18 protein-coding genes and 1 pseudogene are annotated in these 24,530 nt (G+C 54.4%); 10 read left to right on the top strand and 9 right to left on the bottom strand.

All coding sequences use genetic code 11. The features are described 5' to 3' along the window. The first annotated feature begins 462 nt into the window (after positions 1 to 462). Positions 463 to 939 (top strand): FAD-binding protein, encoded by a 477-nt coding sequence (locus tag GRAN_RS24760; RefSeq protein WP_128915751.1) that lies wholly within the window; start codon positions 463 to 465, stop codon positions 937 to 939. A gap of 706 nt (positions 940 to 1,645) precedes the next feature. Then, entirely contained in the window at positions 1,646 to 1,846 is a 201-nt protein-coding gene (locus GRAN_RS24765) for a BBE domain-containing protein (protein WP_161571173.1), read from the top strand. A gap of 234 nt (positions 1,847 to 2,080) precedes the next feature. Here the strand turns inward: GRAN_RS24765 and GRAN_RS24770 are convergent, their stop codons facing one another. Next, a complete protein-coding gene (locus tag GRAN_RS24770; protein WP_128915753.1) occupies positions 2,081 to 2,821 on the bottom strand; it encodes a nuclear transport factor 2 family protein in 741 nt (246 codons plus the stop codon). 394 nt (positions 2,822 to 3,215) lie between these two features. Then, positions 3,216 to 3,362: a winged helix-turn-helix transcriptional regulator gene (locus GRAN_RS27235; protein ID WP_128915799.1), complete on the bottom strand. Its 147-nt coding sequence runs from the start codon at positions 3,360 to 3,362 to the stop codon at positions 3,216 to 3,218. 225 nt (positions 3,363 to 3,587) lie between these two features. Between GRAN_RS27235 and GRAN_RS24780 the strand changes: the two genes are divergently transcribed. The 4 genes and pseudogenes from GRAN_RS24780 (at position 3,588) to GRAN_RS24800 (ending at position 7,494) form a co-directional block, all read left to right on the top strand. Continuing rightward, positions 3,588 to 4,532 carry an NADP-dependent oxidoreductase gene (locus GRAN_RS24780; RefSeq protein ID WP_206662850.1) on the top strand — a complete coding sequence of 315 codons (945 nt, stop codon included), beginning with the start codon at positions 3,588 to 3,590 and terminating at the stop codon, positions 4,530 to 4,532. Between the two features lie 567 nt (positions 4,533 to 5,099). Next, a complete protein-coding gene (locus GRAN_RS24785; RefSeq protein ID WP_114210205.1) occupies positions 5,100 to 5,330 on the top strand; it encodes a siphovirus Gp157 family protein in 231 nt (76 codons plus the stop codon). A gap of 617 nt (positions 5,331 to 5,947) precedes the next feature. Beyond that, positions 5,948 to 6,489: pseudogene (locus tag GRAN_RS24795) on the top strand (transposase); the annotation flags it as partial. 270 nt (positions 6,490 to 6,759) lie between these two features. Further along, entirely contained in the window at positions 6,760 to 7,494 is a 735-nt protein-coding gene (locus GRAN_RS24800) for a response regulator transcription factor (protein WP_128915754.1), read from the top strand. Between the two features lie 19 nt (positions 7,495 to 7,513). Here GRAN_RS24800 and GRAN_RS24805 read toward each other — a convergent pair whose 3' ends face one another. Together GRAN_RS24805 and GRAN_RS27240 are read right to left on the bottom strand one after the other, a co-directional pair. Beyond that, positions 7,514 to 7,807 (bottom strand): helix-turn-helix domain-containing protein, encoded by a 294-nt coding sequence (locus tag GRAN_RS24805; protein WP_161571175.1) that lies wholly within the window; start codon positions 7,805 to 7,807, stop codon positions 7,514 to 7,516. 300 nt (positions 7,808 to 8,107) lie between these two features. Then, positions 8,108 to 8,389, bottom strand: a complete 282-nt coding sequence (locus GRAN_RS27240; protein ID WP_161571176.1) for a helix-turn-helix domain-containing protein — start codon at positions 8,387 to 8,389, stop codon at positions 8,108 to 8,110. A gap of 130 nt (positions 8,390 to 8,519) precedes the next feature. Between GRAN_RS27240 and GRAN_RS24815 the strand changes: the two genes are divergently transcribed. The 4 genes from GRAN_RS24815 to GRAN_RS24830 all read left to right on the top strand — a co-directional run bounded on the left by GRAN_RS24815 (position 8,520) and on the right by GRAN_RS24830 (position 18,340). Next, on the top strand, positions 8,520 to 9,290 hold the full coding sequence (locus tag GRAN_RS24815) for a response regulator transcription factor (protein ID WP_128915756.1): 771 nt from the start codon (positions 8,520 to 8,522) through the stop codon (positions 9,288 to 9,290). Between the two features lie 585 nt (positions 9,291 to 9,875). Then, complete coding sequence (locus GRAN_RS24820; RefSeq protein WP_128915757.1) at positions 9,876 to 12,887, top strand: RNA polymerase sigma factor; 3,012 nt, start codon at positions 9,876 to 9,878, stop codon at positions 12,885 to 12,887. Positions 12,888 to 12,931: 44 nt separating this feature from the next. Beyond that, positions 12,932 to 16,120, top strand: coding sequence for a TonB-dependent receptor (locus tag GRAN_RS24825; RefSeq protein ID WP_128915758.1), 3,189 nt, complete (start codon positions 12,932 to 12,934; stop codon positions 16,118 to 16,120). Between the two features lie 45 nt (positions 16,121 to 16,165). Continuing rightward, on the top strand, positions 16,166 to 18,340 hold the full coding sequence (locus GRAN_RS24830; protein WP_128915759.1) for a prolyl oligopeptidase family serine peptidase: 2,175 nt from the start codon (positions 16,166 to 16,168) through the stop codon (positions 18,338 to 18,340). 314 nt (positions 18,341 to 18,654) lie between these two features. Here GRAN_RS24830 and GRAN_RS25685 read toward each other — a convergent pair whose 3' ends face one another. The 5 genes from GRAN_RS25685 to GRAN_RS24850 all read right to left on the bottom strand — a co-directional run bounded on the left by GRAN_RS25685 (position 18,655) and on the right by GRAN_RS24850 (position 24,530). Continuing rightward, positions 18,655 to 18,804, bottom strand: a complete 150-nt coding sequence (locus GRAN_RS25685; RefSeq protein ID WP_161571177.1) for a hypothetical protein — start codon at positions 18,802 to 18,804, stop codon at positions 18,655 to 18,657. A gap of 91 nt (positions 18,805 to 18,895) precedes the next feature. Then, the gene (locus GRAN_RS24835; RefSeq protein WP_128915760.1) at positions 18,896 to 20,776 is read right to left on the bottom strand and encodes an asparagine synthetase B family protein; all 1,881 of its coding nucleotides are present in this window, start codon (positions 20,774 to 20,776) and stop codon (positions 18,896 to 18,898) included. Positions 20,777 to 20,785: 9 nt separating this feature from the next. Further along, a complete protein-coding gene (locus GRAN_RS24840) occupies positions 20,786 to 21,163 on the bottom strand; it encodes a lasso peptide biosynthesis B2 protein (RefSeq protein ID WP_128915761.1) in 378 nt (125 codons plus the stop codon). Then, a complete protein-coding gene (locus GRAN_RS24845) occupies positions 21,160 to 23,181 on the bottom strand; it encodes a prolyl oligopeptidase family serine peptidase (protein WP_128915762.1) in 2,022 nt (673 codons plus the stop codon). Before GRAN_RS24845 ends, GRAN_RS24840 begins: the two co-directional genes overlap by 4 nt. Next, the gene (locus tag GRAN_RS24850) at positions 23,172 to 24,530 is read right to left on the bottom strand and encodes a phosphotransferase (protein ID WP_161571178.1); all 1,359 of its coding nucleotides are present in this window, start codon (positions 24,528 to 24,530) and stop codon (positions 23,172 to 23,174) included. The genes GRAN_RS24845 and GRAN_RS24850 overlap by 10 nt, the downstream gene beginning before the upstream one ends.

Genomic DNA, 24,530 nt, shown 5'->3' on the forward strand with positions numbered 1-24,530 from the left:
GCGCCCCAGAGATTCTGTGATGCCACCGTCTTTATGATGGGCAGGATACACGTCAACAAGTGACTAGGCTTGTTGTCAGCACTTAATGACATGCAGTAAACCATAGCTAGTTGCAGTCCGCCCTAGCCGCGAAAATTGCATACCCTGGGCCGAGGAAATGGCCACGCGATACCACCCCCGCCGGGACCCACCTTTGGTTGAGGCTGCAATTTTCCAAAGTTTCATCAGCTGGTCATGTCGCGAATGAGACTCCATAACTAATAGCCAGGCAGGTGTGGCCGGATCAAAAGGGTGTTTGGCCGAAACTGCCATCGCCCTTTAGAACTCGGCTGTCATCTCAACAGATATCTCCGAGTCGCGAGATAACGTTAGTCGCGACAGCAGCGTGCGCCGCCGAATGACGCGACGCGAAGAAGGCATAAACAAAACGCTTTAGCTTATTCAGGAGGAGATCAAACGACCATGTCGACTGGATTAAAGGCGCAAATTGAGATGGAAAAAGGCGTACAGCTTGCAACAGATCTTCGCGCTCACCTCGAGGGAGTAGATGTGTTTGGCGGGAGCGACGACCCAGGCGTGGACTTTGGACCGTGGAACATCGCCGAGGCACAGCGCCCGCTTGCACGCATAGAGTGCCGCACTGCGGGGCAGGTCTCAACCGCATTGAAGATCGCTGCAGATCACGACGTTCCGGTCAGCGTCTGCGGCGGCCGCGAAGATGCGTTCGCGCGCAATAGTCGGGCAGGTTTCCTTGTCGTCGACCTGCGCCACATGGATAATGTTATCTATGACGCAGTAACGCGGGCCGCGCGCATCGGTGGTGGCGTGACCACCAGCCGCCTGCTCGGTCGGCTCTCGTCGGATATCGTGACACCTACCACGTGCAACGCAAACGTAGGTTTGATTGGCGCGGCGACGGGGGGGGCTACGGTTTACTAGCGGGCAGCTATGGTCTCGTGTGCGATGCGCTGCTCGGAGTTGAGATGGTCTTAGCCAACGGTCAGCAGGTGAGCGTAGATGCGACGCACGAACCGGACCTTTTTTGGGCGCTTCGTGGCGGAGGCAACGGCTTTGGTGTCGTGACTTCCGCAAGGCTTGCGACCTACTCTTGTCCGCACGTACCAAGCACGCAAAACAACTTTCCGCTGTCGTCGGGAAGGCGTCCGCTGATGATCATTCAGGATTTGCTCGATGAAGAGCCGGATCGCTTGGGCCTTACACCGGTCTTTGCAAAAGTCGACGATGGACCGGCCATCCTGTCGCTCCAGTTCGCTTGGATCGGTCTAGAAGAAGAAGGACGGGCTGTTCTCAAGGTGTTGAGCGACCTACCAGGCGCCCAGGTGGCGAATGTGGGGCTCGTGCCGTTTCGCGAAACACTGGATAGGGGTGAACTTTGGCCTTGGGGAAAGGTTTGGGGCGCCCGCACCCGATCCCTCAGCCGCCTTGATGGTGCAGTGGTGGACACATGTCTTGAGGTAGCCGAAACCATGCCCTCCCTTGGGGCCCGGTTATTTCTCCACGACTTTCATGGCTACGCTTCCCGAGTTCCGCTATCGGAGACGGCCTTTGCGCTCCGTGAAGACCACTATGTCGCCGCCGCGCTTGTGGCATGTCAGAGCCTGGTGACAAGGATGGCGAGGAGATCATGCGCAAGTGGTTGGACAACGTGGCCGGCAGTCTCGAAAAATCGGCCATGCCGGGTGGGTACGTCAATTTCCTTGCTCCTTCAGACACGGAACGGGTCGAACGCTTCTACGGCCAAGCTGCGGAGAGACTTCGGGCGATCAAGCTGCAAGTTGATCCCCACGATCGGTTCCGCAGCGCTACGGCTCGACTGCGGCCGTGAGTCATTAGAGCGGGTATCAATTGCCTTGAGGGATGCGGGATAACCAACTGCGCTGCAGCGATCTGGATAGCTTGTAGTTGGGCTCGCGCGCGGAGAGCTAGTTCCAGCGGCAGATCTTCCGCTTGTTTTGTCACGTCGGAGGGTCCGGGCTTGCCCCAACCGGACGCTGCATAGGCTCAGTATTCTGTCAGGGAGAATCTCTGAGACTATCCCCGGTGCGACCGCTAATTCGGTTTATCGTTCCGGGGCGATCGTTGCACTTGGAGTGAGCTGGCGCTCCCAATCTACTTCACTGCTCTCATCTCGGTCGGCAAAACCAGTGACTCGTCCGTCTTGAGAACGCCAAAAGATCTTGCGTGATCGTGCGTCGCCGGGCGCAAAGAACAAATCGCGAGATTCAGCTTTCCATTCCTGCGTAGGCTGTCCGGTACGGTAAACAAGAATGCGATTATCTTCACGACGGATCGTGCAAGTCTCTCCGGATGCTCTATACGTCCCTGTTATGTCATCCAGTTGTTCGCGACTGAGTGTGATGGCCGGAGGATCTACTCGAAGGCGCGTGATATCCACTCGGCGCAGCTTCCAAACTCGCCCCGTCAGCTGCCATGTTTCCGAAAACAGCAGGTGACTATTGCGTCTATCACGAAGTGGACGTGTCGGCACGTCATCTAAGTGCAATACCATCGCGGTTGTGCCAATGCGCTGCACCTCAAATGTGCGGATGATCAGAGGAGTATAACCATCTTCCTTGAGTTGTTCTAGAAAGAGTTTTCGGGTTAGAACTTGACCATCCTCGATATAGAGGAAGTCCTCAGTGGTGACCGCCGCCCAGGTCTTCTGATCTCCTCGATGTACCGCGTTCAGCAAAACCTCATCTTTCGCGCGAAGCTCTGCTCTCAGTTTAGCGTCATCCGGTTGCGAAAGCAGTACCGCAGCTGTCGCGAGCAACGGTGCAAGGCACCAAGAAATTGACATGACTCTTCCTTATTTTGCCGAAGGCGGAGGGCAAAGCTTTCGGCAAGTTTCCCAATGTTGACGGATCTCGTCTTGAACCGGAGCAACAACCCTAATGATATGCGCGGCGAATCTTCGAGTGTGAGCAGCATCCAAAGAATCTCAAACCCCTTCAAGCTCATCTGCCAAGAACGCTCAGATGGTCTCGCTGAACACTGGTCTCTCTGACCGACTTGCACGGGGCTTTTCCTCCAACATACCTAATTACCCCGCTATTCGGGCATCAGCCGGCTGTCGAAGGGCACCTTCCGGTCAGGTCGTCCCGATGTAGGCGGCCTGAATGCATCGCCGCAACTGTTGCTCGTTCGGGGCCACGTCTTTCAGATAGCTGCAAGCAGGTCTTCATTCTGTCTATTCAAACCGAACGGGTGAGGTCGCGGCGTACCACCACTCGGGCCTCAAGTAAACGCAAGTTGTCGGTCAGAGCCGTTTTGGATGCAGACGGTATCTTGCGCTTGAGTGCACTCAAACGCACGGGATGTAATCGTATGGCGCAGAGAATTGGTCGTCGCTATCGGGTCAGTCAGGCATTCAGGCTATTTCGCAGGGCGGGTACTGTTCGCACCGAATGAACTTGTAGTGAGCGGCGAAACTTTAGAGACCTCCCTGCCCGTACTCAGCGTTTATGTCCATCCTCTTAGTCGGCCTACCGGTATAACGTCACTACTTTTCAACGCCCAATAGCAGGCAGAAGATGTTTGCAGCCCTAAAAGGAGAGTTGCACAACATGTCCATGAATCCAACTATGAAGGCGGTAGTCATCTACGAGTATGGCAGCAACGATGTCGTCCAGTACCTCGATGTTGAGCGTCCTGAGCCGGGCTCTGGAGAAGTGTTGGTCAAAATCCACGCGGCGGGTGTGAATCCTGTGGACTGGAAGATCCGCGATGGAGCAGGCGAGCGAATGGGCATGGCTCTGCCCATCTACCTCGGCGGTGAGATCGCCGGGACCGTGGAAAAGGTCGGTGAGGGCGTTGAGAATTTTCGGGCAGGCGATGCAGTCTTCGGCACGATCAAGTGCGGTGGCTTTGCCGAGTACGCTGTCACCAACTCAGCAAACCTTGCGCTCAAGCCTGTCAGCCTGGACTTCGTGAACGCGGCGGCCGTGCCGCTGGGCGCGCTAACGGCATGGCAGGCTATGTTCGAAGTAGCCCAACTCTGCAGCGGACAGAAGATTCTGATCACCAACGCTTCGGGGGGTGTCGGCTCTCTTGCTGTTCAACTCGCCAAGGACCGAGGTGCGCAGGTTACTGGCATGGCATCCGGGCGAAATGAGGAATTCGTGCCGAGCTTGGGCGTGGACGAGTTCATCGACTACGAAAAGCAAGCCTTTGAAGAGGTTGTTAACAACATGGACGTGGTGTTCGACACCGTAGGTGGCGACACCTTCCAGAAGGCATTCCGCACGTTGAGGAAGGGGGGCTTCCTAGCGACGGTGGTTGCGTTTCCCAAGGACGAGGCGCAGAAGTACGGTGTGAGCGTCGCGCGGGTCCAATGCAAGGCCAACGCTGAACAACTGGGCCTCATCCGTGAACTGGTAGACACGGGCAAGCTCAAGGCGCATATTGCCACCGTGCTACCGCTCCGGGAAGTCAAGCAAGCGCTTGAGCTTTCTGCTGCTGGACGCACGCGCGGAAAAATCGTCCTGGAGATCGTAGCCGGCTCACTATAAAGGCATACCCTGAAGTGATGAACGCAGGCATGGAGACGGTGAGATTTCTCAAGAGTAATGGTGGCACTTAGTTATTTCTTAAGACGGCTCTGACTCAGTGCTTTTTGCTACAGCGCATTCCGCAAACAAATATCCGACCGCCTATTGGGCTGCCAGTTTGGGGGCAATTTAGACTACGCACTCATCAAGGGCAAGGCGCTGCGCACGCGAATGGTTGCTGGGAAGATGCCTCCAAATTTCTGGGTCATGCTGGACGAATCTCTGGCCGAAGGCACGCATGAGTTTGCGGAATCAGTCAATGATGGGCCTTGGGGCGCGGCGTGGTCAGCGAATGCATTCCTGAGATGGAGCGAAAGTACAGGATGGACGCGAAGCCGAGCGGACGCCTTCTAACAGGACACTCCTCGGTGGGATGGCCGACCTTGCAGCTGGAAATCAATCACCTGACATCTTTGGAGGAACTTGGTCTACAGCGCCGGACCCAGTCGACCTCCACGATTCTGTCGGTGTAGATCTTTACTTGCCCGGCGCGAATCTGTACCGCCGTCCGGATCAAACAGCATATCCATGGATGAGGGAAAATGGCAAAGTAGTCGCGACCTCCTAAGCCGTGATCTGAAGAAGGTCGAGGGCCAAGAGTTCACGCTTCGCATCCAGAAGAACAGCCAGGACTCCGTGAAGGTCACCGACGAGGAGGCCATCCCGACAGCGTATCGAAGGATCGAGGCGAGGATCGACGGCGTCCTTGGGGAAACCGTCCTTTCGCTGCTGCCGGAAGACCTGAGGCAAAACCCTTGAGAGGTGTGTTCACGAAGCCAAACCTGACTCGGATGCAATCAAGGCTGCTGCTTCAAGACAGGAAGAAGTGCCGGGAGCCCACGTCCAACGCGGGTCCCATCTCAGGGCCGCCTAATAAATCCCCTGATTGCTACAAGCTAGGCGCTATACCTTAGTTGGAAGTTTCCGCTGCTCTCTTGCTTCTCTTGACAGGCTGAGCTCCATTAGCAATGGCAGACTTTTTTGCTACTGCCCAGCGCTTCACCTGTGCGTGCCTGATTCGTTCTCGCGCTTCGGCACTCATCCTTTCTTCGGTTTCGCGGGTGTCGGCGCCGCGACGGACACCGTCTTCGCCGGCCTGCTTGGCTTGCGGCGAACGGGTACGTCGAGCGTCAATAGTACAGTTCTTGCTTGCTGCAGACGTGCGATCTCGGCATCAATCTGAGTAAGAATCGATTCGAGCACGATTACTCCTTCGTATTTTGAGAATGAGAGATCAGCGAACTTCTGCGCTGGCGTCGGCTACCGATGGATGGAGCCTTGGTGAAGGTCTATCGAAATGATCTCAATCAGACTGCAGTGCCCGGCTTCTTTTGTACCAGTGGAGTTGATACAAACTGGGAACAAAGGAGCGTTGTATGGCACGAGGGAAGAAGCATAGTCCAGAGCAGGTGGTGAACCTGCTTCGTCAGATTGAAGTCTCTGTGGCGAACGGGAAGACGACGTCGCTGGCGTGTAAGGAAGGCGGGATCACGGACCAGACGTACTACCGTTGGCGTAAAGAGTATGGCGGGTTGCAGGTAGACCAGGCGAGGCGGTTGAAGGAACTGGAACAGGAGAACGCGAAGCTGAAGCGTATCGTGGCCAACCTTAGCCTGGAGAAGCTGGTGCTGAAGGACATCGCGGAGGGAAAGTTCTAAGCCCTGAGCGGCGTCGCTGTGCGGTGAACCATGCGCGACAGGTGCATGGGCTGAGCGAGCGGCATGCGTGCCTTGTGGTGAAGCAGCCACGCGGCACGCAGCGCTATCGGCCGACACAGCGAGAGGATGAAGATGCTCTGACCCAGGCTATCGTGACCCTAGCCAGTCAGTATGGTCGCTATGGTTATCGCCGCATCACAGCTCTGCTGCGTCACGCAGGCTGGCATGTCGGCAAGGACCGGGTCGAGAGAAGTACCCGAGGTATGAGCTCCGCTCATAATGTCGGACTGAAACTTTCATAGGCCGTCTGGGTCTGACAAGCTCAAACCAGCGCTACTACGCCAACATAAAGGGAGAGAGCCCAGAACAACACAATTCGCTCTTTTGTTCGATGCGGTTCGTTATGCGCACAATTTGCATCTTCGCTATTTTGCACCGCCGGGCTTCCGCCTATAATGGCGCTCATAGAGTCGCAACAGCGCGCAGAGTAGCCCATCCGCCTTGGATGCCTCCATCTTCATGCAGGTGCTATGAAAACGATACTTCTAGTGGATGCTGATCTTGTCTCTTCGACGGGATTGCAGCGCACTCTTCGTGGCTTCGGCTTCTCGGTTCAAATCGCTGAGAACGCGGAAGCTGCCCATACCGCCGTGAGCACGACAAGATTCGATCTGATCTTGGTCGACTTTGACCTAAGCATACCGAAACAGCCCCAGGCGCAAGTAACCTCCGGCACAGGATTGGTTCGCGAATTGCGAGCGGCGAAGGTGAACACTCCGATCTTGATGTATACGGCGCTTGAGGCCGAGTGGTACGAAACGGCGTCTCTCGATGCCGGTGCAGATGACTTCATCCTGAAGCGCGCCCCGAAATCGACGCTGCTCTCCCGCATTCATGCGCACCTTCGACGTTATGACCGTGACATGGGAAAGGCCCCAAGCAGCACGCGCCGGCTTGGCATAGGCCGGTTTGTACTTGATCGGACCGCCCGGGTTCTGGCTGTTGATGAAAAGCCGATCCCATTGACGGCGAGAGAAACCGAGCTACTGGAATTATTGGCGGCGAACCCGGAACGGGTGGTTCCTACCCAGGAGATACTGGATAAGCTGTGGCAGGAAGGGGACAAGAAGTCATCGGCTGCGCTGAACAGCGCACTGAAGCGTTTTCGCCAGAAACTTGATGAAAACCAGATACAGGATCTGGTTGAGAACGTGAAAGGTCGCGGCTTCAAATTGGCTCCCTCAAGCCTAAGTCAGAGCTCCTGATCAATGCACCGTCAAATGGCTATTGTTTTGGACGTTGAGGACGCTTCCTTGTTTTCGTGTCGCTCTCCCATAAGCGCTCAGCTTCGACAACCAATACGCTGAGCTTCACATTCAACAGTGTGGCCAAATCGTGCATGGTTCGCATTGTCGCGCTCTTTGTCCCTCGCTCGATATCGCCGATATAGCGCAAGCTGTAGCCAGTTGCGACAGCCAAATCCATCTGCGACAAACCTTGCTTCTTCCTCAAGACCTGCAGAATCTGGCCAAATGCCCACTCTAATGACGCACTAGGACGTTCTTCTCTTTTGGCCACATAGCAATGCTTTCTAAGTGGCGCCGCCACTGAAGGCACTATAGTGCCTTTTGTTTGTGGCACTATAGTGCTTATGGCCTGACTCCAGCGAGCACCTAACCAGTCTCGCGTGCCAGGCTCAGGGGCGCAAGGAGATCAATGAACCTCGTAACCAAAATATATTTGCTGGGCCGTTCGACGAAAAGGGCGCGAATGACAGAGCTGAGGACCTCTCGGGTGAGTACCGAAAGCAGATCGCCCCTCATGGGCTCATATCAATCGTTGCATTCAGGGAAGCCGGGCTGGCCAAATCTCGGCGAACTATCGTTTCTTTTGTGGTCGAGTCGGGAGCCCCTCGGCGTACGACCAGAATTGCCCAATCGACAACTTGAAGTAGCTGCTGACCGCTGCCATTACATCGACGGTCACATTCGCAGCACCGCGCTCAATTTGTCCGAGGTAATTGGTGCTATAGCCAAGGGCCGAAGCCAAGGAGACCTGCGACAGTTCTCTCGACACGCGCAGCTCTGTGACGGCACGCCCAAACACCTGACGTGGAGTCTTCGATTTGCGGTTCTCGTCAGCTCCGACCGGTTTGCCCACCCTGTCATGGTTGCGCGGGACGGAGACTTCATAATAACCACTATAGTTGTGTATATCCCTTTGAGGCAACTATAGTTGCTGATTTGTCGCGAGCTTTCACTTGCAAAACTTCACATAGAAACGAGGGCCCATGAAGTCGATGCTGCTGGTAGACAACGATGAGATTGTGGCGCCCGCTCTTCAACGAAGCCTCGGAAGGTTCGGCTTCCATGTGACGATCGCAGAATCTGCATGCGCTCTTCACGACCTTATTGAGCGAGAACAATACGATGTAATTCTGGTGGAGTTCGACCTCATGCCCAAGGGGAACATGTCTCGGCCGAGCGTTTCATCATCCGAGCCAACGACCTGCAGCGGAACCGGTCTGGTTCGGGAACTGAGGGCAGCTGGTGTCATGACCCCAATCATCATTTACTCGTTCCTTGAAGGTGAACCGTACGAGACGGCGTCTCTCGACGCGGGAGCAGATGACTTCATTCTTAAGTCAAATCCCCTCTCGGTGGTCTTATCACGGCTACATGCTCATATCCGACGCCAAGAAAGGAATCTCGGACTCTCCTCTGGATCAGACCGTAGAGTGGCTATTGGCCGGTACACCTTAGATCGTGAGACGGCGATCTTATTAGCCGAAGAGAGGCCGATCGCTCTATCGCTTCGCGAGTGCAGGCTCTTGGAAAAACTTGCGACGAACCCCCTCCGGGTGTTCCCCCAGAAGGAGCTTCTCGATGACGTATGGGGAAATGAGCTTCGGCGCTCTCCAGACGCGCTTAACGCGTGTATTAAACGTCTCCGTATCAAAATGGAGAAGAATGGGCTTGCCGATCCCATCGAAAGTGTTAGGGGGAGAGGCTGCAAGCTCTCGACTTCGGTCGTCCGCAGAATTACCAAGCCTGATGCATGACTCTGTGTTTCCACGCAACGATGTCACCTGCCACGATCCGTTCACCCGCACCGGGCATTCTCAAGCAACCGGGATGACATGTGGTCAACGAAGCGGTTCCTAGGTTCGTCGCAATCCCTACGCCGACTGAGGGAAGACCATTGGTCGAGACTGCCACGGCGCTCGGCGGTGAGAAGGCTTGGTCAGTCCCCGCGATGCTCAAACGCGTCACCGGGAAGATATCAAGCCAATAACCGAAGAAAGGTCAGGCCTCAGCCACCAAAACACACGCTAATGTCGGACTTTCTTGGTCTGTGCAGCTTGATCAGGTAATTCCAACAGCATCCGCTTCAGCCCTTTAGATCAAGGGCTGAAGCGCTTTTTGTTTGGTGGCGCGCTTACGAACCGAACATCTCTTCGATCAGCTCCCTCTTCGGATCTTTCCGTTCGCGTTCATATATATATCGGCAGCCGTGAGGTCTAGATGTCGTCTACATCTGCCTCCACTATCCCTCTATCTCTCCAAAACTCCCCTTCCCATTCCGAAACATGCTTCGACAGTGGCGTGATTCCGACGACCTGCCCTAAAACTCCCCAAATCAGAAAATGCCGCTTTTACCTGTTGAAGCGCGCACATCCAGGAGCGCGTCTGTGAATTCCCCAAGACTCTTGTCATCGCAAAGCCCTCGGGACCTCGAGGCTATTGTCCTCGAGCACTACACATGGCTGCTTGACTGGGCGCATCAGCTAACCCGTGGTACCTCAGAAGAAGCCGAAGATTTGGTGCAGGACCTGTGTGTCCGCCTCGTGCGGATGAAGAACAAGCCGGATCTTCCGGACGCTGACCAGGCTCGCGCTTATCTCTATAAGGCACTTAGAAACCTCTTCCTCTCAAAACGGTTACGGCATGGCCATGACGCCGTAGCTGGTCTCCTAGTGGTCGATTTCGATTCCGTAGCGTGGGCTATGTCCGCGGTAGATCGCAGCAAATTACTGTACGTACGCAGCGATCTCGCCCGCATCTGTGAATACGCCTGCATACGGCGCAAGTCGAGTCGTGCAGCCGCGGCCTTAATTCTTCGGTTCTTTATTGGCTACCTGCCTACGGAGACAATGGCCATTCTCAAGTCGAAGCGCGCCGGAGTTGACACTCTGACGCAGACGGCGCGGCTTGAGGCAAAGGCCTACCTGGAACGGCCGAGCGTGCTTCGGTTTCTCGACCGCAGCGACAAGAAGCCACAAGCCTCGTCGAAGAATCTTCCCGAACAATCCGATGCACTTTTTGCGGAATTGCTCCACAGGATCTTCGCAGAACCGGAAGGTCAGTGCTTCCCCGCCGGCTTTCTCAATGACCGCTACGGAACGTCAATAGAGATTCCCTTCGGCACCGACGAGATCGCTCACTTGGTCAGCTGCCACGCTTGTCTTCACTTGGCTACCGAGATACTGGCCTTACCCGACCTGACACTGCAGTTCCTTCCCGACATTCCCTCGTCGGGAGAGGCCGGACCACCACCAGCCAGATCTGAAAAAACTGATCTGAAAAAACTCCGTCGTAAGCTTCGCGAAACCTACGAGCACAGACCATCGAAGCTGCAGATCATCGTCGATGGAGTCGTGCGAGGAGTGCAGACGATAGCAGGGGCTTCCAGTAAGGTTCAGATTGCACTCCAGCCTCTGTCAAAGCCTGGTTTTGTCGAAATCCTCAGTGAGCAGGGATTGGGGCTGCTTTATCTCGATCTCCAACCGGATGAACCCGGGCTTCCAAACACCCAACACGCCGAGGTCGAGCTGAGCGACGGGCGGCAACTCTCCGTTTCGCTCACCTGGAGCGAGGGAGCGCCGGTGGTCCATGTCTCTTACTACGATCCATTGTTCGAATCGGAGGGCGACGGGCCTCCCTCGGGAGCTGCGGAAGCGACACAGAGACGGACAGCAGGTTCGGCCGTAAGTCAAACCTCCCCACTTGAGGGAACGAGTTCACCTAACTGGATCGATCACATACGGACTCGGATTCGCGATTGGTGGAGGACGGCTGGCATCTTCGCTCTTGTCGCGTGCTTCGTGCTCCTAGCCGTGATCGGGCTTCGGCATCAGTCACGAAGCAAACTACAAACACCCAGTGCTCTCACCCTTCTCTCCCGGTCAGAAGAAAAGCTGAAGGTCTCTACCCCAGTGCACGGCGCCGTCCGAAGCAAGTTCAGTTTGGATGTCACCCGCCGCGATAGTCGTACAACGAACCACCTTGAGGTCGAGGCATTGCGCAGCTCTGATCTACCGCTGCGGGTTGTCAGGCTCCGTGCGGCGAACGGCACTTTGGTGGCCGCGCAGGAGGTCGATGCTCGAGGAAAAGAGACTAACTTTTCCGGTTACGGCACTCGGCCCATGCCAGAGACACAGTTGGAGACCGTATCGACAGACGGGGTTTGGCGCTGCCCGCCGGACGCCAAGAGTTTCAAGGATCTGGTGGCTGGCGCAAGCGACGTCTATGTGAATGAGGTGAAGGGTGGTTACGAAGTAGGGTTCAGACGATCCCCTATACTCAACCAGCCGACCATCGTCGAGGCGACGCTTCAGATCGAATCGGAGTCCATGCGACCCGTTGTTGAAACTCTGGAACTCCAACAAGGCGATGCCAAACGGGAGTATCGATTCAGGGAAGTAGGCTACGAGATTCTTCCCGCTTCCAGCGTTCACGACGGCGATTTCAGGCTGACTTCCATCTCTGAGGGTAAGCGCGCCGCGGCTACGGGAGGTGCTATCGCCAGAACTGATACCGCGCAACTCATCCTCGAAGTTCTCGAAGTCCTGAGTAAACAGCAACAACAGGTTCAGGACAGCGTGGATGTGGAAAGGGGACAGAACAACGAGGTGGTGGTTAGCGGTGTGTTGCAATCATCTGCACAAAAGCAGATTTTCATCGAGAAGCTAGGATCGTCGCCCGGGTTCAATGCACTCACGATCGAATTGCACTCCCCAGATGGCCCCGGAGCATACGGCTCCTCTACGGCAAGGACGTTGACGGTCGACACTCAGGTATCGATTGAGGACGGCCACCTTCCGTGGGAAGGTTTGCTGCGAGATCCGTTGCAGGCGCAGGGTTTCGAAGGACCTGAATTGGACGCTCGTATCCGAGCCTCGGCGGCGGCACTGATTGAGGCAGGCGCAGCACTTCACCGCGAAGCCTGGGTTGCCGACCAGATCGCCACAAAGGATTTCACCTCGGACGAGTTGCAGGCAATGCACCCAGAAAAGCGTGCACGATGGCTCGCGTTGCTCAAGCTGCACCTCGATGCGTGCGCCAAACACGCGAACTTGATTGAGAACACAATAGCTATCCCACTTCGCTCACACGACGCTACCGGCGCCAGTCCCGCCGCTTCGCCGTTCAGTACGGTTGTCGAGTTCAGAGGCGGATTCACCTCTCTCGTTCGAGCCTCCAAAAAACTCGACTCCTCACTCGCATCAGGTTTTGCGCTCTCGCCAGAATCGCAACCGCCTTCTATCACCCCCGCAGAGCTGGAAGAGCTCATCACTAACCTCCAAGCCGAGGAGAGCTGGCTCGAAGCCACTATCGACCGCCTCCACGAAACCCCTTCGCAGCGCCACAAGACGTAGAACCAGGACTTCAGATACATGGCTCACGGAGCCCGAGGATAACTATGCGACCGAATGTATTGCTTTGTCGAAATTCCGCTTCCTGGATCATGATTGTGCTCCTCTTCCTTTTCCTTCAACCCAACGCAGTCGCGGACGGTACCTCCGCAAGCGTCTCGATCACTGTCGTTGATCTGTCAGGAGCATTCATCCCGGACGCTTCGATGGTGATTCGCAATACGGACACCAATCAGGAGCAGCGTGCGAACAGTGGCAAAGCCGGCTCGGGTCATTTTACGTATCTAAAACCTGGCCACTACAAGCTAATAATTTCGAAGCCTGGCTTTGCTGATCTGGCGGTGGACAACATTCTGCTGAATATCGGCGACGAGAAGTTATTGGAGCTTGTATTGAAGGTCGGCTCCGCCAATCAGACGGTGACGGTCGATGGCAGCGGCTTGACGATCAATACCACTGATGCCTCAGTCAGCACAGTAATCGATGGAACATCTGTGGCGAATATGCCACTTAATGGCCGAAGCTTTCAGGATCTCATCTCTATGACACCGGGCGTTGTGACGCAAAGCCCCCAAACTGGTTCAGGCAAGCTATCAAACGGGGATTTTTCGATCAATGGACAGAGGACGGAGTCAAATTATTACACAGTAGATGGAGTGGCGGCTAATACTTCTGCGGGTCCGGGCGGAGGCACGGCAAGCGCCGCCACTGGCGGCTCTGTAGCAAGTTCTACAGCGCTTGGGACGACTCAAAGTTTGGTATCGGTTGATGCATTGCAAGAGTTTCGCGTGGCATCGTCAACATACTCGGCGGAGTATGGACGTGCGCCCGGCGGTCAGATTTCATTCTTAACACGGTCGGGAACCAACAGCCTTCATGGAACGGCCTACGACTACTTGCGGAACAATTACTTCGACGCCAACGATTGGTTTAACGACCACGTCAGCAAGCCTATCACCGCTCTTCGCCAAAATGACTTCGGTGGAACTCTCGGCGGCCCCATCCAGGTGCCAACACTTTATAGCGGGATTAACAAGAGCTTCTTCTTCTTCTCGTATGAAGGCCTCCGGCTACTCCAACCACAGGCAACCACGGTCAAGTATGTCCCGGACTCATATTTACGTCAGAATTCTGTGGCGGCTATGCAGCCGATTCTTAACACTTTTCCGGTCCAGAATGGAAATGAAGAGCTAGTAGCTTGCACTCAAGGTGCGACGAGCAACTATCCGTGTCCACTTGGTGTCCCAACCGGAACGAGGATCCAAAGCGGCTTGGCCGACTTCATCCAGTCTTACTCGCTTCCGAGCGATATAAATTCCACTAGTGTTCGAATCGACCACACATTTCTCCATAACACTACGGTGTTTTTTCGTTTTGCGAATACGCCGAGCAATAGCGATACTCGCATGTTGTCCTCGCTAGGCACAACGGCGGCCATGAATCGAAGCTATACGGCAGGCGCAAATGCTCAAATGACAGATCATCTGAGCAACGAGACTCGTTATGGGTACACCACATCCCTTGTCCGCTCATCTTATTCGCTCGACACTTTTGGAGGCGCAGCTCCAGTTGATCTTCCCGGGACGATAGCTCACGGTTTGACCAGCCCCTCGTTCGTTGTGCCACTCATTACGTTTCCGGGCGTCGGATCTTCATATATCGAAGCTGGCGGTACCTCGAATTCTCAGACTCAGTGGAACCTTGTAAACGCCATAAGCTGGACAAGCGCTAACCATGTCCTTAAGTTCGGAGTTGATTACCGGCATATACGATCGCCGCTTTACTCTCCTCTCATTGAGTCATATCTCGAAAAGCCGTCAGATGTATTGACAGGTATACCTTCGCTCAATTACGTGATCGCGTCTGTACAGGCGACGCCCATCTTTCAAGAGTTCGCGGCGTACGGGCAAGATAGCTGGAGAGTCATCCCATCGTTGACGTTGTCACTCGGACTGCGCTGGGAGGTGAATCCTGCACCCACGGGTGCAAATGGCAAGGACGCTTACACAATCTCCGGCAGCTTGGCTGTTCCTTCTAGCCTCTCGATTGCTCCACGAGGCACTCCCTTGTGGAACACAACATGGTTCAATTTTGCGCCCCGATTCGGTGCAGCGTGGCAGGCCCACTCTATTCCCGGCTGGGAGACCGTCTTCCGTGGCGGTGGCGGTGTCTTCTTTGATACAGACAATCAAGAGGGCGCGGCAGGATTCAGCGGGTACGGCTTTTCGGCCACGGGAATTTACTCGGGTACAACTCTTCCGCTCACGGCTTCCCAAGTGAACATCAGTCCATCCTCTAATCCGCCATACTCGAGTGTGTACATGTTTCCCACGCACTTACAACTACCTTATTCATTTCAGTGGAATGCGAGCATCGAGCAAGCACTTGGGAAAAGTCAATCTGTCACCATGTCCTATGTGGGGGCGAATGGCCGCCGTCAGCTTGGCCAGGAAGATTTACCTGCACCAAACAGTAATTTCTCCACCATAGGCGAATACATTGGAGGCCTCAGTTCTAGCTATAACGCGCTACAAATTAAATTTCAGCGCTCAGTGAGACATGGGATTCAGGTTCTAGGTTCATATACATGGGCCCATTCGATCGACGAGGCCTCCACATATATCTCCTTTCTTCCAGTGCGGCGGGGCAGTTCAGATTTTGATGTTCGGAACAACTTTTCGGCGGGAGCTGGTTGGGATCTTCCTGTTGCAGGAGAAAATGCCCTGTTGAGAGTTGTCACGAACGGTTGGGCCGTTGACGGACGTTTCGTGGGACGTACCGGATTCCCTGTCTCTCTCCAAGGGAGCTTCATTACTGACCCCATCACAGGCACACTCAACTATGGTGGAGTGAATCTCATACCGAACCAGCCCATATATCTATATGGAGATCAGTACCCTGGTGGACGCGCGGTAAACAAGGCGACGTTCAGTGCGCCGGCTGGTGTCACCGTAGGCGACGCTCCCCGCAATTTGGTACGTGGCTTCGGAGAGACCCAATTCAACCTAGCGGCGCGGCGCGAGATCGCCATGCGTGAGGCGGTGAAGCTCCAGTTTCGCGCCGAAGTATTCAATCTCTTTAACCACCCCAACTTCGGCTATGTAGACCCGATACTAGCTGACGCCACTTTTGGGCAAGCGACCAAGATGTTGGATCAAAGCCTCGGCACGGTGGCTCCGCAATATCAACAGGGTGGGCCTCGATCCATGCAATTCGCTCTGAAGTTGCAGTTCTAACAATCAAGACCACATCAAGCAACCCCAGAATGAGGTCAGGTCAAGATGAATGTCCGCTTTTACCATGCCATTGTATGGTTAGGAAAGACAGCAGCAGTAATGATCGTCGTCGCGATAAGTTGTTCCAGTGGCGCGCAGACAGGAAAGAAAAGGGCGATTACGGTAGATGACGCCATCCGGATGACGCGATTGGCCGATCCGCTGTATTTTGGAGGCGCCCCACCTGGAAGTTATTCCGTGGCGCAATTCTCTCCAGACAAGATGAAGTTTGTGATTGTCTTGCGGACGGCGGATACAAGGACAAATACCAACATCTACAAGATGTATCTGTTTTCTGTAAACGATGTGTTTGACCAGGCCAGACCGAACGTCGTTTGCCAGATGTCATCTTCATCAAATACACCGGCAATATCCGAAGTTAGATGGCTTAACGACAATCGCCGGTTAGTCTTCCTTGGGGCAAGAGCGCTAGAACCATCCCAAGTGTACATAATCGACACTAGTAGCCGCCGAGTTCTGCAACGAACTCATCATCAGTCGGCGATTGATTCGTTCGATATCTCTGCCGATGGGCGGGTGGTGGCTTTTTCTGCGGAGCCTATATTGAGAGATGGAAGGTCCAAGACAGATGATGAGTTGATTGTAAACGGACATAGTTTGATTGATGTATTGACCGATCAGTGGCAGACAGAGGAACATGGGCGGGATCTCTTTATCCAGACCGGAGATGGCGAGCAGCGTTACCAGATTCCACCTGGCTATCTCATACCGGACCCACATGGCACTGGAATATGGATGTCACCGAATGGAACATACGCCGCGGTAGCGCTGACATTCCGTCGAGCGAATCTGTCATGGGCTCAGTACGATGATAAGGCTTTGCGGTTGTGGGGAAGTAGAGCAATCAACCATGATTTGCGTGATGGTGTGGGAGAGAAGGAGATATTCATTCTCGATACGAAGCAGCATGAGCTGACCTCAGCAGTAGGTGCACCAGCATCATTCGCTCCCGAGATAAAATGGTCACCCGACGGATGGACAATTTACATGAAGACGTTTTTGCCCCCGTCTCAATCGAAAATATCTGAGCCGGTGGAGGTTAACCTGCGAGACCGCCATGCCCATCGATTAACCAATGCTGAGTGGAGTGCGGCTGTTTCGAATCCGGCCGAGCCCAGCGTGACAGTTGATCTGGAAGAGGACCCCAATTCGCCGCCGCGTATCTTTGTGGCTTCGAGGATCGATAACCGCAGAGCATTGCTCATAGATCTCAACCCTCAATTCCGTGATCTTGAATTTGGGGAGGTCAGGACTCTGACGCTTTCGATTCATGGTGTAAAAGTGGTTATGGGGCTATATTTACCTCCTGACTACCGGGCAGGAAAGCGTTATCCTCTCGTGATTCAAACCCACGGCTTCGACCGCGATCGTTTTTCGATGGACGGCATGGACGAATGGAGCACGGGTTTTGCTGCTCGCCCGCTTGCAGCCAATGGGTTTATAGTCCTTCAAACATTAAGTCTCGCTACGCCTGAAGATGCTGCCAAATATCAAATAGAGCGGAGCTTAGGGCGAATCCCAGGGGAGCGTGCGCGGGAGATGGAGAAAGAAGCCTATGAGGCCGGAATCGATACGCTCGACGCTCAGGGCTTCATTGATCGGAAGCGCGTAGGGATTAGCGGGTTCAGTATAAGCGTGATGTTTACAGCTTTCACTCTAACGCATAGTAACTATCCTTTCGCCGCGGCGGCGCTTGCAGACGGAGTCGATGAAGGCTATTTCCTGTATGTCGCAGATGAAGAACGCATTTTTGATGAGTATAACGATGGGAGTCCATTTACCATCGATGGCCTCAGTCATTGGCTCAAAGATTCTCCAAGCTTCAGTTTCGACAAGGTACACACACCAGTCCGGCTAGTCGCTCGCGACAGAACATCATCTGTCCTGGAGATGTGGGAGTGGTACGCCGCCTTGGATATGCAAGATAAGCCTGTTGATTTCATTAGCCTGCGAGGCGCTGCTCACACGATGGAAAGGCCATCCGACCGATGTATTGCCATGGACGGCCTCGTGGATTGGTTTTCATTTTGGCTGCAAGATTATGAAGATCCATCTCCGAATAAGCGTGAGCAGTATTTGCGATGGAAGAAGTTGCGACGATTACAACATGCTTCAGAGCCAATGGTCGAGCCGCAGAAATCCCGTCAAAATGAACCATAGGGTGATCTGGATGGCAATGTATTCGTCTACTTCGTGTACTGCTGGGGTAACTAAGCTCACAGTAGCCAGGAGCAACCTCGCAATATAGGTTTCCGCATTTACCATTGGTCCCTAAGCGGTTGTTTGAGCATTCGATGTAGCAATGATGCGCGGCTCGACATATATCATCGGTTTTTTTTCATGAGCTTTCTCTTTCACGGTTCTCAGGTAGATTCTTAGCACATTGATCGAGGAGGATGGGAAGGGGATCACATTCGCCCAAACAAGTAAAAGGACGGTCTCGGGCGTGACAGCGGCCCGAGACCGTTCTATTGCTATTCGTCAGCCTCATAGGCTGCGGGCGTGCTTAGCTGGCGTTGACCGTTGATGGCGTCGGTGAATTGCATGCCAACCTTCCCATTGGTTCCTTGTACAGTATCCTTCGCATTGGATACCGCAGTGATTTCCGGCTTGTGATATTGCATGGTATTGCTCCTCTGTTATTGAATTTCCGCTTCGGCCATGCGTCAAGAGGGCATAACTGAAGCGGACTTGTCGGTCCGCGCACGGGGAGTGTTAGGCTGCCGCGATTATCGGACCAGAAGCGTTGTCAATGCTGCGAAGCCACAACTCCAAGGCGATGGCTCGCGTAAGCGAGCGGAAATTGCAGGTATCTGCGCCCTTCAGCAGTGTTTCAAGTGCAAGGTTCAGGTTCGGTAAATTGACGAGACCAAGACCTGCGATGCGTGGCGCACGGAAGAGATTCCTGATAGGAGCTTCGGCATGTTGGAGTGATGACAATGGCCCTCGCAGCAAATATGCCTTGCGGGGTCGTTCCAGCACTTCAGAAGGGACGATCCCCTTCAATGCCCTGCGCATCAACAACCGCCGACGCCCTGGTTGAATGATCTGTGTGCGCGGAATCCTGAATAAAAAGTCTACAAGGTCCTTGTCCAAGTAGGGATAGCGGTACTCGCAGGACGGCAGAAGGGTGAAGGATAGATGGGGAAGCGTGTCCAGAATTGTCCACCATGTGGCACCGTTACAGATCGCACTGGGCCGCAGTCCTAAAGAACGTGTATCGGAGATGTTCGTTCCCTGGTTTAATAACGAAGTTAGCTGTGAAGGATTTAACCAGGGAGGTGCGGTCGTCTCCGCCATACGATCTCCGCGGTAGGTTTCATAAGTAAATGCAATAGTCTCGGCGATCAAACGGATGAGTGGCTTGCGTGTTGGAAGGCTCCATGCAAATGATCGTTGACACAGGGCTCGGAGGTCTCCGCACATGAGCAGATCGGAGAGTTCCGGGAGAGCGTTTGGAACACCGCCCAATACCTCATCCCCACCGATGCCCGACAGGACCACCCGATACCCATTAGCCTCGGTTAGCTGATAAAGGTCACGTTCCGCTTCAATCGTGTAGCTGTCCTGGCCGGGCAAGCGATAAATGCCCGAGGTACCCTCATGAGGTTTGTACGTGTGCTTCAAGAAGGACGCCGGCACATGATGACCGACCTTCCCGCGTTGGCGTTCTACGAGCATAAAATATGGCTTCTCGTCCCAGGTTGGTTCGGAGTCATCATAAAAAGAGATCGTATCGAGGAGATCTTCCGGACAAACACCCTGTTCACGCCGGATGGCGTCCGACACGCAAACAATGGCCGTAGAGTCCACCCCGCCACTCAGTTGGGCTATGACAGGTGCGCCTGGGATCGTTCGCCGCTTGATAGACTGCTTGAACAGCGAGAGGAAGTGTTCGTCGTACTCGACGTCGCTGCGATAGGAAATCTGCTCCCGCACCATCCAGGTCCAATGCGGCTGGCATAGGAGATTGTCATCCCTAAACCTTAGATAATGGGCTGGTGGGACAGACCTAATTCCACGATAGGGAGTTAAGTTTCCGGTGGGCAGGCACGCGAGATAGCCTGCTGCGTAGGTTTCATCCAGCGTGCGTGATGGGGTGTCGGCGAAGAATGTTTCCAAGTGGCTGGTCCACAACAGTGTGTCTTTCGTGATCTCGTAATAGAGCGTGCGCGAACCCGCGTGATCTCGGGCAAGATACAGCGCTCGATCATTGTGACACCAGAGCGCCAAAGCCCAATCGCCGGTGAGACGCGCGAAACAAGACTCTCCCCAACGGGCGAATGCGGCAAGCACGATGACGGAATCGGACGCCTGGGGAACCGCTATATTCAACAGAGAGCAGAGCTCTTTATGGTTATCTAGTCGTCCATCGAAGCCCAGCATATTGCCGGTATCGTTGTCGCTAGATGGGCCACACTCGAGCCGTGACCTCTCGTGAGTGTGGTATGGCTGAAAGCCCATTCCCACCCTGCCCCGGCTATGCACCGACGTTCCATCCAGCGCGTAGCGGTCCGTAGTATGGCCTAGGTGCAGGAGATCTTGTTCAGTGACGAGATCTTCTTCCGACTTGCGAACTCCGAATATAATGCTCATACCCTAACCTCAGCAGCGTTCTAGTACCTGGTAGATGTCCAGCATGTAGGGCCTGTCATTAACCACCGTTCCATTAATCTCCACCCACGCGTGGGACCGTAAGGGCCGTATCTGTGCCCCGATTACCATCTCCGCCCGCCATCCGTGACGGCGCAGCAGCAATGTGGTTGCCGAAGAGCGCTGAAGGCATAGGACCTGCTTGAAATAGAGGACACATGCGTAATCCATTGCTCTACAGAGGACATCACTAGAAGGTCCTTCCGCCATCTCCTTGGGCTCTACTATGCACGCATGCACGATGCGATGGAGCGTTTTGATCGCCCGGAAGCGCATAACGAATTCAAAGAACAATAGAAGCAGCCAGCTTTCCAGCACGTAGCGTTTCATGCGGTCTCCCGTTTCAAAAGTGTGATGTTCAGCTGCTTTGCGAGAAAGGCCATTCTGCGAACAAGTGCGTCGATGCGGACAGAAAGCGGAAGGACCGGGGTATGTCCGCGCTCTTCACCATAGTCCACGATGACTGCCGAACGCTGGGCGTCACGATACTGGAGACGAGCAGCCATTTTTCGCACGTGAGCTGGATTACAGCGATCATCCTTATCACCCGAGACGAACATTACGGGAGGATAGTCGACATCCTCCTGGACGCGGTGGTAGGGAGAATAGGCGTAAAGCGCATGGAAGTCGTCCGCATCCTGTACCGTTCCATATTCGCGTCGCCACCTAGCCGCGCCGTTGAACGATTCATATCGAACCATATCGAGCAACGGAGCAATGCAGAGAACGGCTCCGAAGAGATCCGGACGTTGAGTTAGCGCAGCACCAACGAGTAATCCAGAGTTCGATCCACCAAAGATAGCAAGCCTGCCGGGTGTCGTGATGTCCCGGTCGCACAGAAACTCGGCGGCCGCGAGAAAGTCGTCGAAAGCCTTCTGGCGATTACGTGCACGGGCTGAGTCATGCCACTGCACGCCGAATTCACTTCCGCCACGGATATGCGGTAGCGCAAAGATAGCGCCAAACTCCATCATGATGGTGGCTAAGATGGAAAAGTGGGGGGTGACTGAGATACCAAATCCGCCATAACTAGTCATGATGACTGGAGCAGGGCCGTGCAGGCTTACACCGTCGGACGCCACGAGCGTGAGTGGGATCTCGGTTTCGTCCCTTGACAGATAGGAGACGCGCCCTATGTGGTAAGAAACCCGTTCGGTAAGGGTCGTGGATGGATGCCACACCGTGGAGCTATCCGTAAGGGCGGAATATTCGAAGATCTCAGGAGGACGGCTAAAAGATTCGTAGGTATAGAAGAAATCGTCCGCGTCCTGATAAGGGGTCTCATAAATCTGTATGGTGCCATCGTTCGGAAGATTTAGTCTTCCGAGAAATTGCCCTCTGAAATCCCATGCAAATACCTCCTCTATTCCGTCATCAACATATCCGGCGTAGATGCGAGTGTGGGCTATGGCAAACTGCCGGAGAGGTAACGAACGCGCGGGAATCAATTCCCGCAGTTCGCGACCATCCTCGGCTAGCTCTATCACTCTGGTGTTGCCATATTGATTCTGGGTCGAAACAAAGATTCTTCCGCTGCAGAGTAGAGGATGGAATGGATGCGGCTTGCCAGAGAAAACTGTTCTCCATGCCAGTGTGTGCGTTGCTGATGAAATGGTGAAATCAATAAGTTTCTCTGTGTTGGCGTGCTGATGAATCCAGATCGCACCCAGACGTGACTCGTCCGCCACAAGTACCAGACGGCTCCCTGGAGAACGTGGGACTTCAAGGAGAACTTCCTCCGCGGTAGCTTCTCCGAATCGATGTAGCCGAATCGAGTGGTTTCTGCCCTCACCGGTGTCGTGACAATAGTAGAAGCCATCGTTTGTGGGGGTAAATGCGAATCCGCGGGGATAGCCACTTTCCAGTTGGTCAGGGAGGATAGTGGTTGTCTCGATGTCGAGGATATGAATCGAGCACCGGTCCTCGCCTCCATGCCTGAGCTCATACGCAAGCATTTTACCGTCTTGTGAAACACGGTGGATACGGACGGAGGCGAACGGATCATACTTTGACGGATCGATCAGTCGTCGTTCCTCACCGGTTCTTCCGTATCGCACGCAAATCGACTTCTGTTCTTCTCCTTTTTCATGCCTGAGGTAGAAGTAGCGATCCTTGATTCGCAAAGGCTGTTCGATGGTATCCACATCGAGATATGAGCGGACCCGCTCCCGCAACGCGTCGAGTCCGGGGACGCGTTCGAAATACTCTGTGCAGAGCTTCTGCTGCTTCAGGATCCAAGCCTCTGTCTCAGGGAGGCGTCGATCTTCGAGCCAGCGATAAGGGTCGGAAACGGTAACGCCGTGAAGGACCTCTTCGACACCAGGCATGGAAAGCTTGCTTACCGGCATAGCGCACCCAGGAACTCCGGACTCTGTGCTGCGCGATCCATGTGGCGTGCGAGGCAGCGTGCATAAGCCTCAAAGGGGGGCGTCTTACTCCTCTCGGACCCGAACCAATCGCCCCTTCCATGCAGGCAGGAATAGACGGAGAGAAGAGGAATCAGAGAGCAAGCCCGCGCGATTTGAGAGCCGTTAAGTAGCTTGCTCCACATATCGCAATAGGCCTCACTGAGCTGTTTTCTCCAGAACTCCCCTTCATGATTTGGTGCGCGTTTTTCAGCAATCACGAGAAAGAGTTGAAGAGATAGAAACGGGTTACCAACGTAGGCTTCGGCCCAATCTGTGAAGCGACACCGACAGCCGTCCAAAAGAATATTTCCTGGATTGAGGTCGTTATGGATGAGAGTATCGGGAATCTCCAATGCCTCCAGCCTATCGAACGCATCCCGAAGGATGATTCCTAGTTGTCGGAGTCTGTGCTCTTCGAGCCGCGGCGCACGTGTAGAGGTCTGACGTGGCATGACCGCCATTAGGTAGTTCATCACCTGATCGACTCGGGATCGAAGCACTGGTACGCAATGGTCGAGGGCTCCAGCCCTGGTGAGCATGTCGGTACAGTTGAGAGTCTCCATTTGCAGTTCCGCGAGAGAGCGTACCGCTGTCTTGAAGTTTGACAAAGTAGGTACGTCATCCAGCGGGTAACCCGCTTCCTGTGTTATCCACGCATTCCACTCGGTGCGCACGCCGAGCAGCGGTGGAAGAAACGATGGGGAGATCTGTGCTAAACAAACAGTGATGTATAGCTCATGGATGTTCGGTGTGCCCGTGGCTTTCAACCAATATGCTGGACCAGCATGCATCGGAAAACGGACCAGCGCGAAGCTGCCGCTCGCATTAAGCTGTCTGACATTTTCGTCAAAATAAGTCGCCTGATCGGTTACACATTGACGAATCCAGTCCTGCACATCCTCAAGCCATCCGATCCGTGAAAATGGCCCACGTCCAATGTTGCGGCCATTGAGTAGAGAACGAATTACCTCTCGCTCCGTGAGCTTCAATGCTTGGCCGTTGATTTCGTCAAGGTCTACTGCCGCTAGACTCGCTGAATAGGAGAGGAGCGAATTCCTGACCTCAACTACAGCACAAGGGGTATCAGGACAATCTTCATCTACTACATCAAGGAGTATTGCTCCTAAACCCCAATTCTCTTGAATGCTTCGAGTCAATTGTTGGGCTACACGTTCCCACCGTGAGATAGATATTTGAGGTAGCACGAAGACTCCATCGATCGAAGCGACTAGTAGGGCACGCGGTCGAGGCAATATCAAAGCTAAACGATAGGTTAGGAAATCCGGCAT

It is taken from the genome of Granulicella sibirica (genome assembly GCF_004115155.1).
GTDB lineage: Bacteria > Acidobacteriota > Terriglobia > Terriglobales > Acidobacteriaceae > Edaphobacter > Edaphobacter sibiricus.

Bases quoted from the DNA above. Each gene is read 5' to 3' on its own strand.
- GRAN_RS24800 (WP_128915754.1), top strand. From the start codon at position 6,760: ATGAAAACGATACTTCTAGTGGATGCTGATCTTGTCTCTTCGACGGGA.
- GRAN_RS24820 (WP_128915757.1), top strand. From the start codon at position 9,876: ATGCCGCTTTTACCTGTTGAAGCGCGCACATCCAGGAGCGCGTCTGTG.
- GRAN_RS25685 (WP_161571177.1), bottom strand. From the start codon at position 18,804: ATGCAATATCACAAGCCGGAAATCACTGCGGTATCCAATGCGAAGGAT.
- GRAN_RS24830 (WP_128915759.1), top strand. From the start codon at position 16,166: ATGAATGTCCGCTTTTACCATGCCATTGTATGGTTAGGAAAGACAGCA.
- GRAN_RS24780 (WP_206662850.1), top strand. From the start codon at position 3,588: ATGTCCATGAATCCAACTATGAAGGCGGTAGTCATCTACGAGTATGGC.
- GRAN_RS24835 (WP_128915760.1), bottom strand. From the start codon at position 20,776: ATGAGCATTATATTCGGAGTTCGCAAGTCGGAAGAAGATCTCGTCACT.
- GRAN_RS24765 (WP_161571173.1), top strand. From the start codon at position 1,646: ATGCGCAAGTGGTTGGACAACGTGGCCGGCAGTCTCGAAAAATCGGCC.
- GRAN_RS24825 (WP_128915758.1), top strand. From the start codon at position 12,932: ATGCGACCGAATGTATTGCTTTGTCGAAATTCCGCTTCCTGGATCATG.
- GRAN_RS24840 (WP_128915761.1), bottom strand. From the start codon at position 21,163: ATGAAACGCTACGTGCTGGAAAGCTGGCTGCTTCTATTGTTCTTTGAA.
- GRAN_RS24850 (WP_161571178.1), bottom strand. From the start codon at position 24,530: ATGCCGGATTTCCTAACCTATCGTTTAGCTTTGATATTGCCTCGACCG.
- GRAN_RS24845 (WP_128915762.1), bottom strand. From the start codon at position 23,181: ATGCCGGTAAGCAAGCTTTCCATGCCTGGTGTCGAAGAGGTCCTTCAC.
- GRAN_RS24815 (WP_128915756.1), top strand. From the start codon at position 8,520: ATGAAGTCGATGCTGCTGGTAGACAACGATGAGATTGTGGCGCCCGCT.
- GRAN_RS24785 (WP_114210205.1), top strand. From the start codon at position 5,100: ATGGATGAGGGAAAATGGCAAAGTAGTCGCGACCTCCTAAGCCGTGAT.
- GRAN_RS24770 (WP_128915753.1), bottom strand. From the start codon at position 2,821: ATGTCAATTTCTTGGTGCCTTGCACCGTTGCTCGCGACAGCTGCGGTA.
- GRAN_RS24760 (WP_128915751.1), top strand. From the start codon at position 463: ATGTCGACTGGATTAAAGGCGCAAATTGAGATGGAAAAAGGCGTACAG.